This window comes from Lentimicrobiaceae bacterium (assembly GCA_028697555.1).
Lineage (GTDB): Bacteria > Bacteroidota > Bacteroidia > Bacteroidales > UBA4417 > UBA4417.
The window spans coordinates 30,462-42,117 of the sequence record JAQVEX010000019.1 but is presented as its reverse complement, the minus strand read 5'-3'; the positions used below and the strand labels follow the sequence as shown (position 1 = coordinate 42,117).

11 protein-coding genes are annotated in these 11,656 nt (G+C 35.1%); 3 read left to right on the top strand and 8 right to left on the bottom strand.

All coding sequences use genetic code 11. The annotated features are described in order from the left end of the window. Window positions 1-54 precede the first annotated feature (54 nt). Together PHP31_04375 and PHP31_04370 are read right to left on the bottom strand one after the other, a co-directional pair. On the bottom strand, window positions 55-1,719 hold the full coding sequence (locus PHP31_04375; GenBank protein MDD3738510.1) for a formate--tetrahydrofolate ligase: 1,665 nt from the start codon (window positions 1,717-1,719) through the stop codon (window positions 55-57). 126 nt (window positions 1,720-1,845) lie between these two features. Then, on the bottom strand, window positions 1,846-3,306 hold the full coding sequence (locus PHP31_04370) for an oligosaccharide flippase family protein (protein ID MDD3738509.1): 1,461 nt from the start codon (window positions 3,304-3,306) through the stop codon (window positions 1,846-1,848). A 306-nt stretch (window positions 3,307-3,612) separates the two neighbouring features. Between PHP31_04370 and PHP31_04365 the strand changes: the two genes are divergently transcribed. Beyond that, window positions 3,613-4,740 carry a glycosyltransferase family 1 protein gene (locus PHP31_04365; GenBank protein ID MDD3738508.1) on the top strand — a complete coding sequence of 376 codons (1,128 nt, stop codon included), beginning with the start codon at window positions 3,613-3,615 and terminating at the stop codon, window positions 4,738-4,740. An 18-nt stretch (window positions 4,741-4,758) separates the two neighbouring features. Here PHP31_04365 and murB read toward each other — a convergent pair whose 3' ends face one another. Next, entirely contained in the window at window positions 4,759-5,787 is a 1,029-nt protein-coding gene (gene murB, locus PHP31_04360) for a UDP-N-acetylmuramate dehydrogenase (protein MDD3738507.1), read from the bottom strand. A 58-nt stretch (window positions 5,788-5,845) separates the two neighbouring features. Here murB and PHP31_04355 point away from each other — a divergent pair, with 58 nt between their 5' ends. Together PHP31_04355 and PHP31_04350 are read left to right on the top strand one after the other, a co-directional pair. Beyond that, on the top strand, window positions 5,846-6,961 hold the full coding sequence (locus PHP31_04355) for a glycosyltransferase (protein ID MDD3738506.1): 1,116 nt from the start codon (window positions 5,846-5,848) through the stop codon (window positions 6,959-6,961). Further along, the gene (locus tag PHP31_04350) at window positions 6,954-8,090 is read left to right on the top strand and encodes a glycosyltransferase (GenBank protein ID MDD3738505.1); all 1,137 of its coding nucleotides are present in this window, start codon (window positions 6,954-6,956) and stop codon (window positions 8,088-8,090) included. The genes PHP31_04355 and PHP31_04350 overlap by 8 nt, the downstream gene beginning before the upstream one ends. Here PHP31_04350 and PHP31_04345 read toward each other — a convergent pair. Genes PHP31_04345 through PHP31_04325 form a run of 5 tightly spaced genes read right to left on the bottom strand, consistent with a single transcriptional unit; the run spans window position 8,085 to window position 11,653 of the window. Further along, entirely contained in the window at window positions 8,085-8,774 is a 690-nt protein-coding gene (locus PHP31_04345) for an ATP-binding cassette domain-containing protein (protein MDD3738504.1), read from the bottom strand. The genes PHP31_04350 and PHP31_04345 overlap by 6 nt on opposite strands. A gap of 44 nt (window positions 8,775-8,818) precedes the next feature. After that, on the bottom strand, window positions 8,819-9,394 hold the full coding sequence (rsxA, locus tag PHP31_04340; GenBank protein MDD3738503.1) for an electron transport complex subunit RsxA: 576 nt from the start codon (window positions 9,392-9,394) through the stop codon (window positions 8,819-8,821). A 51-nt stretch (window positions 9,395-9,445) separates the two neighbouring features. Next, complete coding sequence (locus PHP31_04335) at window positions 9,446-10,033, bottom strand: electron transport complex subunit E (GenBank protein ID MDD3738502.1); 588 nt, start codon at window positions 10,031-10,033, stop codon at window positions 9,446-9,448. A gap of 23 nt (window positions 10,034-10,056) precedes the next feature. Next, window positions 10,057-10,635, bottom strand: coding sequence for an RnfABCDGE type electron transport complex subunit G (locus PHP31_04330; GenBank protein MDD3738501.1), 579 nt, complete (start codon window positions 10,633-10,635; stop codon window positions 10,057-10,059). 10 nt (window positions 10,636-10,645) lie between these two features. Further along, window positions 10,646-11,653 (bottom strand): RnfABCDGE type electron transport complex subunit D, encoded by a 1,008-nt coding sequence (locus tag PHP31_04325; GenBank protein MDD3738500.1) that lies wholly within the window; start codon window positions 11,651-11,653, stop codon window positions 10,646-10,648. Window positions 11,654-11,656: the final 3 nt, after the last annotated feature.

Sequence of the window (11,656 nt, the reverse complement as noted above, 5' to 3'; positions counted from 1 at the left end):
ACCAATCACCAATCAGACAGTAATAGTATAATAAATGTTTAGAATAAAAACCACTTAGCTCAATCCTTCAATATTTCCATCAACAATTTTAATGTTTTTAGCTTGCGGTTCCTTTGGTAGTCCGGGAATACGCATCATTTCACCGGCAATAGCTACAATAAATTCCGAACCGTTGTTAATTACAATATCGTTGATTTTAAAAGTAAAGTCTTTTGCAACACCATATTGTTTCGGGTCGGCTGAGAATGAAAATTGTGTTTTGGCTATACATACGGGCATTTTTTCCAATTCTGTACCCCTTATTTTACCAAGTATCTTGAGAGCTTTTTCGTTGAAAACAACATTTTTAGCTCCGTAAATATTAAGAGCAATTTTATTAACCTTAGTTTCAATAGAGTCGTCATCATCGTATGTATAAATCAAATCTTTCGATGGATTGTTTTCAATAACGTCAACTACCAATTTAGCCATGTCAATAGCACCTTCGCCACCTTTGGCAAATCCTTCGTTTATAGCAAAAGGCACATTTTGGTTACGACAAAACTCTTCAATAAGTTTTAATTCTTTCTCTGTATCGGTATGGAATTTATTAAGAGCAACAACTACACTTTGTCCGAAATTTTTAAGATTATCTAAGTGTTTTTGCAAGTTCTCAAATCCTTTTTTAAGACCTTCAATGTTTTCCTTTTCAATTTCATTTATAGGTACATCGCCGTGCATTTTGAGTCCCTGTGCAGTAACAACAATAACAGTGAGTTTAGGTTTAAGGTTGTTTTTGCGACATTTGATATTAAAGAATTTTTCAGCACCCAAGTCGGCTCCGAAGCCTGCTTCTGTGATAACGTATTCGCCATAAGTCATAGCCATTTTTGTAGCCAAAACAGAGTTGCAACCGTGTGCAATATTGGCGAAAGGTCCACCATGAACGAAAGCCGGAGTGTTTTCGGTAGTTTGAACCAAGTTAGGCGAAATAGCATCTTTCATCAAAACAGTTATAGCTCCTTCAATTTCAAGGTCTCTTACTTTAAACGGTTCTCCGTCGAAGGTATATCCTAGCAATATATCGCCAATACGTCTTTCCAAATCGACTTCATCTACTGCAAGGCATAAAATAGCCATAAGTTCCGATGCGGCTGTAATATCAAATCCCGACTCCATTGGAACACCATTTGATGCTCCTAAGCCTGTAACCACATTGCGTAAATTACGGTCGTTAACATCAAGAACTCGTTTCCAAACTACTTCTTTTAAAGCTTTATTGCCCGTTCTGTTTCGCCAAATGTAATTATCAAGTATAGCCGAAATAGTGTTGTGAGCCGAAGTTACAGCATGAAAATCGCCTGTAAAATGCAAGTTTATATTTTCCATTGGCAATACTTGCGAATAACCACCACCGGCTGCCCCGCCCTTCATACCGAACACAGGTCCTAACGAAGGTTCACGTAGGGTAACTATTGCCTTTTTTCCTATTTTGTTAAGTCCTAAAGCCAAACTTATCGACATCGTTGTTTTTCCAATACCTTTCTTAGTCGGTGTTATAGCGGTAACCAATATCAAATTACTTTCGGCTACTTTTTCTTCGTCTATAAGTCGTACCGGCAGTTTAGCCATATACGGACCGTAATTTTGAACATCTTCCTTACAAACTCCTAATTGTTGAGCTACATTTTTAATTTTTTCAAGTTTAGTTTCTCTAGCTATTTGAATGTCTGTCTTCATTTCTTAGTATTATTAGTGATTTATAGTTAATATTTATGTAATTGTAACTGTGTACGTTTTGGCACAAAGATAATACCATTTGTTGTTTTTATGACCTTTTGTCTTTGATTATGAAATTAATTTTTGTTAATTTTCGCTCTCTCTGCTTTTGATAAGCATTGCAAATGATTTTAGGTTGAACAAGCCCAATAAAACCGCTAATAATAGAGAAATTAATCCTACTATTAAAAATTCGGCAATCCAATTATAATCAATGTACTTGAACACGACATTTACAGCAATTACAGATAATACAAAAGCTGTAACTCTTGCAATAAACATTTTTGAAATTTTGATTTTAAAAATTTTTATCACCAAAATAATTTGAACAATTGCCGTAAAAAACTGTGTTGAAACACTTGCTACAGCCGAACCCAAAGCCATGTACTTAGGTATTAGTATCAGATTTATTATCAAGTTTATAATCAATGCAATAGCCGATACAATATTGAGTTCACGCAGGTTGTTATTTGCCGTCAGAAGTGTCCCGAAAATATAAACCATGCCGACCGGAATACAGCACAATATTATTATTCTGAAAACAGCTGTAGATTCGGCTTGCTGACTATAATATAATAAATCGATAATATCTTTTCCGTAAAATGATGACTGAATGCCTGCAATAATTACAAATGTAAAGAGCAATATAAATGAAGTTTTGATTATTTCGTTAACTGATTGTCTTTCTTTTATTAATCTTGAAAAAATCGGTAATAAAAGAACCGAGAATAAATAAGAAACCATGTTCACAGCTTCCAACCATCGGAATGCCTTTCCGTAAACGTTTGCCTGACTTGTTCCCAAGTTATCTCCCAATAGTCTTTCTAACATAACGGCATCAATACGATTGTAAAAAGACATTAGTAGTACCAATAATGCGAAAGGCAGACTTTTTTTCAGTATTACCAAGAAAAAGGTGTAATTCCAAGTAAGTCTTCTGAATTTAGATTTTACCGCTACTATTATAAAGGCAACCAAAGCCGTTAGTACGTACGAAGCGGTTTGTGCGTAAATAAACCAAAGTATATCAAATTGCTTTTCGGTTATTCTGCCCCAAATCAAAACGCTACATATTATTATCATTAGGGTTCGGTCTAACACAGAAATAATACTATCGGTTTTAAACATCAACAAACCAGAAATATTCGACCTTAGATACAATATCAGCGAAGCTAAAAATTGATTTAGCGCTAAGAAAAACAAGAAATACAAATGTTGCTTATCGTAACCGATAATAAGGGCTACAATATAGATAAGAACAAAGTAAATCATTCCCAAAATAAACCTTATAACTATTAAGCTGCTAAAGTGTTTATTCAGAAGGAAACTGTTTTGTGCAATGTTTCTGTTGTTAAAATTTGTAATCCCAAAATCTAAAATAATATTGAAAAGGAAAGAAAAGTTAAGTATAGAAAAGTACAAGCCGTACTGTTCGGGCGAAACTATATTTTGAACAGTCCTGTCAATACCGAATATCCATATGGGTTTTACCAAGAAATTCAGTAAAAGCAGAAATATTAAATTAGTTACAAATTTTCGTTTAAACATTTTTGTTTGAAATAAAACAAACGTCAAAAGTAAACAAAATCTTAATTTGCAAGTGTTTTTATTTACAATAACGATAATTATGTATTTAAAATCATTGCTAGGCTGATAAATGGTGACTGGTGATTGGTGATGAGTGATGAGTGATGAGTGATGGGTGATGAAATTGAAATACTCAACACACGCAACACGCAACACGCAACACGCAACACGTACCGCTAACAGCCAAATAAATATTTTGTATTTTTACAGTCCGATATCTTTTTTAGATAAAAATTTATTAAATTTGCAACATAAAAACTAATAGATTTGAAAATAGCAGTTAATACACGATTATTACTTCCGGACAAGATAGACGGCATAGGCATGTTTACTCGCGAGACTATGAAAATAATTGTTCAGGAAAATCCGGAACACACGTTTTATTTTTTGTTCGACAGGTGTTACAATTCTGAGTATATATTTTCCGATAATGTTAAACCCGTTGTAGTGCCTGTTCCTACAAGGCGTCCTATACTGACTAATATTTGGTTTCATTATTGTTTACCTTTGGTTTTTAAAAGATTAAAACCCGATTTGTTTATATCTACCGATGGAATTTTGTCGGCTAACACAAAAGTAAAGCAACTTTCGGTTATTCACGATTTGAATTTTGAGCACAATCCCGACGACTTACCAAAAATTTATTTAAAATTTTACAAGAAAAACATACCTGCCAGCGTGAAAAGAGCGGTTAGAGTTGCTACCGTTTCTGAATTTTCAAAGCAAGATATTGCCAGAATATACAATTACGTCCTTGATAAGATTGACGTTGTGGGCAATGGAGCAAACGAGAAATTTGTACCAAGTGTTTTTTCGGAACGCAAAAACACAAAAGAAAAATACACCGATGGTGATGAATACTTTGTATTTGTCGGCTCAATGCACCCGCGTAAAAACCTAAGCAGATTGTTTTTGGCTTATGATGAGTTTTGCTCCGAAAGCCCCAGAAAAGCCAAGTTAGTTGTAGTTGGCAGAAAAATGTGGTGGACAAGCGAAATAAACAACGTGTACAATAACATGAAACACAAAGACAATGTTGTGTTTACAGGCAGAGTTCCCGACGACGAACTTGTTTTGTTGATAGGTTCGGCTTTGGCTAGTGTTTACGTATCGTTGTTTGAAGGCTTTGGTATTCCTATTGTTGAGAGTTTTGCTTGCAACGTGCCTGTAATTACTTCAAATATCACTTCAATGCCCGAAATTGCCGGCGATGCAGCTATTTTGTGCGACCCCTACTCTGTTGATAGTATAAAAAATGCTTTAATTACTGTTGCCAACAACGATTCGCTCCGACTAAGTTTGATAGAAAAAGGTACAAAACGATTAGAAAATTACTCTTGGGAAAAATCGGCTCAAAAGCTTTGGGCTTGTGCTATGAAAGCTATTGAAGAGTAAAACCACAGAACACGTATTTTAAGTTATAATATTAACTTCCGGACTTAGTGTTACGTTAAATCTATCGTAAACTGTGCTTATAATATTTTCTGCTAATTTGACTATATCGCTACCTTGAGCATCGCCGTAATGCACAAGAATTAATGCTTGTTTGTCGTACACGCCTACATTACCGAAGCGTTTTCCTTTAAAACCGCAAGTATCTATAAGCCAAGCTGCTGCTAGTTTTGAAGTGTCATTTCCCTGCTTATAATATGGCATATTGGGATATTCTTTCAACAGTTTTTGCAAATGTTCGTTATCTATAATAGGATTTTTGAAAAAACTACCTGCATTGCCCAAAACATCGGTATCAGGCAGTTTCTCTTGCCTTATGGCAATAACTGCGCTGTAAACATCTTTTATATCCGGATTTGTAATTCCTTGCTGGCTCAAATAGCCGTTAATATTGCCATAACTCGTGTTAACTGCACTATTTAAACTGAGCTTAAACGTAACCGAAGTAATAATAAATTGACCTTTAAGTTTTGTTTTGAAAATAGACGAACGATAAGCAAAATCGCAGTCGGATTTGCCTATAACTTCGGTTTTTAAAGTATTCAGATTTAAAAATTCTACTTCTTCTATAACATCTTTAGCTTCAACACCGTATGCACCAATATTTTGTATTGGCGAAGCTCCGACTTTTCCGGGAATTAGAGCCAAATTCTCTACACCGCCGTAGCCGTTATTAACAGCCCAAGTAACAAAATCGTGCCACACTTCGCCGGCTTCAACCTTAACAATGATGTTTTTATCGGTCTTGTTTAATATCTGCCAACCTTTTGTGTTAATGTGCAACATCAGTCCATCAAAATTTTTTGTTAACAAAATGTTGCTGCCACCACTTAAAATAAATAACTTTGCCGAAAAATTATCAAATATTTTATGATTAACAAGTTCGGATATTTGATCTCTGTTGTTTACAGAATAGAAGTATCGTGAGATGTAGTCAAGATTAAAAGTATTGTAATTTTTTAAATTAAAATTTTCGGCAAGAGTAATCATAGGTAAACTGATATAATAATTTTAAACAAAAGTAGTTATATTTTTAATAAACGTAGCGATGAAAAAAAAAGTATTAATATCGGTAACAAACGACTTGGTTAGCGACAACCGTATAGCCAAGACCGCCGATGTACTTTTTGATATGGGTTTTGAAGTTGTTATGATTGGCAGAAAAAGACGTAAAAGTCCGCCAATGCCTGAAAGGAAATACAAAACCAAACGAATGAAGCTTATTTTTGAGAAGGGACCTTTGTTCTATGCCGAATACAATATCCGCTTGTTTTTGTTTCTGTGTTTTAACAGGTTTGATTTGTTGGTAAGCAACGATTTAGATACTCTTTTGCCAAATTATCTCATTCATAAAATTAAGCGTACAAATTTGGTCTACGACTCGCATGAGTACTATACCGAAACACCCGAACTTACAGGCAGAAAAACCGTACAAAATATTTGGAAGTTTATTGAAAGAAAAACCGTACCCAACTTAAAACACTTGATTACAGTCAGCAATGGCATTAGTGATTTATTTTACCAGAAATACAATGTTAAATTTGAAGTTGTAAGGAATATCCCCCAACCTATTATTGTTGATAAAATCAAAAGCAGAAAGGAGCTTGATTTGCCTGAAAGCACTCCTATTCTACTGCTACAAGGAGCAGGAATAAATATAGATAGAGGTGCGGAAGAACTCGTACAGGCAATGCCAAAAATTGATGCTTTGTTATTGATTATAGGCTCCGGCGATGTTATCCCGAAATTAAAGAACATGGTTTCCGACATGAAATTGGAAGACAAAATTTGGTTCATAGACCGAATGACAAAGGAAGAATTGTACAGCTACACTAAAAATGCAACCATTGGTTTATCCATAGATAAAGATACAAATGTAAATTACCGCTACAGCTTACCCAATAAGCTATTCGACTATATTTATGCCGAACTTCCCGTTATGGCTTCCAATTTGGCTGAAGTGAGTAAAATTGTAAACGAATATCAAATCGGTTGTATATTACCAAGCCACAGTACAGAAGATATTGTTTATACTGCAAACAAAATGCTTAGCAACAAAGAACAATTAGGTATATTTGCAAAAAATTGCGTTACGGCTAAACAGTCTTTGAATTGGGAAACAGAAAAGCAAACATTAATAAAAATTTTTGAGAATTTTGTTTAATCATGTACATATAGTTTCGTTTAATGTGCCTTCGCCACCTAATTACGGCGGTGTTATTGACGTATACTACAAACTTAAACATTTGCACGAATTAGGAATAAAAATCCATTTGCACTGCTTTGTTTACGACCGTTTGCCCGACCCTGAGCTGAACAATTTTTGCGAAAAAGTTTACTATTATGACAGAAACACCAACCCTTTGCTCAATTTTTGCAAAACGCCTTATATAGTTTTAAGTCGGAAATCGGAAAAGCTGCTTAATAATTTATTGGCTGATGACGCTCCTATTCTTTTTGAAGGAATGCATTGTTGTTATTACATCAACAATGAAAAGCTCAAAGATAGACTGTTAATTTATCGCGAAAGTAATATAGAACATCATTATTACATGCAGTTGTGCAAAGCCGAAAATAAGATTTACAAAAAGCTATTCTATTTTATTGAAAGTCTGAAACTTAAGTGTTTTGAAAAACAACTTATGCACTCAAAGCTGATGTTTGTAGTTTCAAAAAGCGATTACGATTATTTGCAAAACAAATTTCAGGAAAATAAGGTCGTGTATCTTCCTAGCTTTCATGCCAATAATGAAGTAATATGCAAAGTCGGCAGAGGCGATTATGTTTTGTATCACGGCAATTTGTCGGTTGCCGAAAACGAAAAAGCCGCTATTTACTTGATAACAAATGTTTTTGAGCAAATGCCCGATACAAAATTTGTCATTGCAGGTTTAAATCCTAGTCAGCGATTAAAAAACAAAGTTGCGACATGCAATAACATTGAACTTGTCGAAAGTCCTGACAGTCAGACCATGCAAAATTTGATTTCCGATGCACAAATACATATTATGTTTACATTTCAGGCAACAGGTTTAAAACTCAAACTTTTAAATACCTTATATTCAGGAAGATACGTTATTTGCAACGATAAAATGCTAAGCGGAACAGGACTTGAAAATTTATGTATTACTGCCAATAATCCGAGTGAAATAATTTCTAAAATTAACAATTACATGAATACGGAATTTAGCGTTTCGAACATTGAAAAACGCAAAACGATATTATCTGAAAACTATAGTAATAAAAGAAATGCCGAAAAATTGGTTTCGGAAATAAAAGAGACGTTATTATAAATCTTCAAATCTAACGTCATCAACTTTACCCCTATCGCACCTTAAAATTCTGGCAGGAAACTGTTGTAGCAGTTGGTAATTGTGCGTAGCCATAAATACTGCCCTACCCGATTTGCTGATATCGTACAAAATATTCATAATTTCGTAAGAAGTTTCGGGGTCAAGGTTTCCTGTGGGTTCGTCGGCTAAAATTAGCTCCGGATCGTTGATTAATGCTCGTGCAATGGCTACACGTTGTTGTTCGCCACCCGAAAGCTCGTGAGGTTTTTTGAAACCTTTGGTAATAAGACCGACTTTGTCCAATACTTCGTTGAGTCTGTATCGCATAGCTTCTTGCTTTTTCCAACCTGTAGCACGCATAACAAATAGCAAATTGTCGTTAACCGAACGGTCGTATAGCAACTGAAAATCCTGGAAAACAATTCCTAATTTGCGTCTTAAAAATGGAATTTCTTTGCGTTTCAGTTCAAATAAATTTACTCCCGAAACATTAATTTCGCCTTGTAAAAGAGGAATATCGGCATAAATAGTTTTAAGCAGGCTGCTTTTCCCTGTTCCGGTTTTCCCGACCAAATACACAAATTCGCCTTTGTTTATGCTAATATTAACATCAGAAAGAATGAGTATATCCTTTTGATAAATGTAGGCGTTTTTAGCTTCTAAAATTTTATCTGTAATAATCATGCAACAAAGGTAAACAGAATACTTAGATAATTTTCAAATATAAATTATTTTATCAAACCTGCAAATCCCATGAAAGCCATAGAAAGCAGACCTGCCGTAATGAGCACAATAGGATGACCTTTCATTTTTTCGGGAATAGCTACAAGTTCTAACTGCTCGCGAATGCCTGCAAGAAGCACCAATGCAAGAGTGAAACCAAGTGCCGTTGCTGACGAATACACAACGCTTTCGATTAAGTTAAAGTCTTTTTGAATTGCCAAAATTGCTATACCTAATACAGCGCAGTTGGTCGTTATAAGTGGTAAAAATATTCCCAGAGCTTGATACAAAGCCGGTGCAGATTTCTTTAATATTATTTCTACTACTTGCACTAAAAATGCAATTATTAAAATAAATGATATTGTTTGCAGAAACTCAATATGCAACGGAATCAAAATGAAGTTGTGAACCAGATACGTTACCAAATTCGCCATAGCCATTACAAAAACAACAGCCATTCCCATGCCAAGCGAAGTGTTGACTTTGTTAGACACTCCCAAAAAAGGACATATCCCTAAAAATTGCACCAATACAACATTGTTGACTAATAAGGCTACAATTATAATTTTAATAATATCCATGTTTTTTTACGATTTTAATTTTTTATTGTTTTTATAAATTGCGAGTTATATCTAATTCTTTCTAAACACTTTTGTTAATGCTATTAAGTAGCCGAAAGTGAAAAATGCTCCCGGAGGCAAAACGAATAGCAGTATGGTTGTGGCATCGGCAGGAAGCAGTCTTATATCAAATATACTACCGTTGCCTAAAATTTCTCTAAAACTACCCATAAGTACAAGAGCCAGAGTAAAACCTATTCCCATTCCCAATCCGTCTAACATTGAAGGGATTATTTTATTATTCTGAGCAAAGGCTTCGGCACGTCCCAAAATAATGCAGTTTACAACAATTAGGGGAATAAAGATTCCCAACGAATTGTATAAATCCGGAAGGTACGCTTTCATAGACAAATCGACAATAGTAACAAAAGCAGCGATTACGGTAATAAACGCTACTATACGAACTTTGTCGGGTATAAAGTTTTTTAATGCAGAAATAAGTACATTCGAGCATAATAAAACAAAGGTCGTAGCTAATCCCATACCCAGTCCGTTTGTGGCAGAAGTTGTAACGGCTAATGTCGGACAGGTTCCCAACACTAGAACAAAAGCCGGATTCTCTTTTATTATGCCTTTAGTAAATTGTTTAACATTATTCATTTTAGTATATTTTATTACTATGCTTAGACATTTTTATTTAATAATTCTTGTAATGCGTTGTAAGCTTTTTGGACTCCGTCGCAGAAGGCTCTAGTTGTTACTGTTGAAGCAGTTATTGCATCAATTGTTCCACCGTCTTTTTTAACACCCAAATTGCTATTCGGAAGCTCTTTAATTTTCAGACCCGAAAACTGTTTCATAAAACCATCTTCCGTCATTTTTGAGCCCAATCCGGGAGTTTCGTTATGACCTAAAACAACTATTTTGTTTATGCTACAATCGGGATTGAATCCGACCATCAAGTCGAATCTGCCGCCGTAGCCCATATTGGTATACGTTTTTATCGCGTATCCCACAGTATCAGTTCCACTCATACCTACATATATCAATATGTCATTGATAGTTTGAGGATTTAGAGTTGGGTCATTATCAAAGTTTGGAATTACGTTTTTTATAGCTCCTACTTCCCTTTCCCTATTAGTTTTTTGTATAGGCTCTTGAGTTACGCCATAAACAAAACTTAGAGCCATAGCTACAACAGCAGTAATTATAACTAACGAAAGAACCATATTTGGTAATGTTGAAGGTAATTTCTTGCTCATTGTAATTTATTTAAGATTTAATTTTTACATTTTTAACTTTACCGAATCGCTTAGGCTTAAAACCTCTGTTGATAAGCGGAGTAAATGCATTCATAATTAATATAGCAAACGATACCCCGTCGGGATATGCTCCCCAGACCCTTATCAGCACAGTTATAACTCCGCATCCTACCCCAAAAATCAACATACCAACATTTGACATTGGCGTTGTTACCAAATCGGTTGCCATAAATATTGCTCCTAAAAACAAACCCCCTGTTAGTATGTGAAATAAGGGATTAATATATAAGTCGGGGTTGATTAGCCACAATATTCCTGTAAAACAAAAGACTGTGAAGATATAAGAAAATGGAATATGCCAAGTAATAACTTTCCGTATTAGTAGATATAATCCGCCAAGTACGAGGGCTATAACCGACATTTCGCCAAGCGAACCGGCTCTTTCACCTACAAGAAACTGCATATATCCCGGCATTTCTTGCATTATTGCTTCGATTGTTTTGCCTGCTTTAAGACCTTCTTTAACCAATGTTAGTGATGTAGCACCCGAATAAGCGTCAGCTGCGGGAAAAAATTGATTGGTTGGCGCAGGAAAGGTAGTCATATCGGCAGGAAAAGATATTAACAAAAATACACGTCCTACCAAAGCCGGATGAAACGGGTTGTTTCCTAAACCGCCAAACGACATTTTGGCAATACCTATTGCTACAATAGCCCCAATTACTATTTGCCACAAAGGCAAACTCGATGGAACATTAAATGCTAATAAAATTCCGGTTATCACGGCTGACCCATCGGAAATAGTGTTAGGCTTTTTTAATAGGAATTTGGTTATTAAATATTCAACTGCAACACAAGATACAACGGATACAGCTGTTACAATAAGTGATGATATTCCGAAAAACATTACCGCAACAAATAATGCAGGAACGAGAGCCAATACGACATTCCACATCATTTTTGGCACATTCTGATTATCGTGTATGTGAGGTGAACCTGATATTGTAAGCATATTCATATG

Bases quoted from the DNA above. Each gene is read 5' to 3' on its own strand.
- PHP31_04375 (MDD3738510.1), bottom strand. From the start codon at position 1,719: ATGAAGACAGACATTCAAATAGCTAGAGAAACTAAACTTGAAAAAATT.
- PHP31_04370 (MDD3738509.1), bottom strand. From the start codon at position 3,306: ATGTTTAAACGAAAATTTGTAACTAATTTAATATTTCTGCTTTTACTG.
- murB (MDD3738507.1), bottom strand. From the start codon at position 5,787: ATGATTACTCTTGCCGAAAATTTTAATTTAAAAAATTACAATACTTTT.
- PHP31_04355 (MDD3738506.1), top strand. From the start codon at position 5,846: ATGAAAAAAAAAGTATTAATATCGGTAACAAACGACTTGGTTAGCGAC.
- PHP31_04345 (MDD3738504.1), bottom strand. From the start codon at position 8,774: ATGATTATTACAGATAAAATTTTAGAAGCTAAAAACGCCTACATTTAT.
- rsxA (MDD3738503.1), bottom strand. From the start codon at position 9,394: ATGGATATTATTAAAATTATAATTGTAGCCTTATTAGTCAACAATGTT.
- PHP31_04335 (MDD3738502.1), bottom strand. From the start codon at position 10,033: ATGAATAATGTTAAACAATTTACTAAAGGCATAATAAAAGAGAATCCG.
- PHP31_04330 (MDD3738501.1), bottom strand. From the start codon at position 10,635: ATGAGCAAGAAATTACCTTCAACATTACCAAATATGGTTCTTTCGTTA.
- PHP31_04325 (MDD3738500.1), bottom strand. From the start codon at position 11,653: ATGAATATGCTTACAATATCAGGTTCACCTCACATACACGATAATCAG.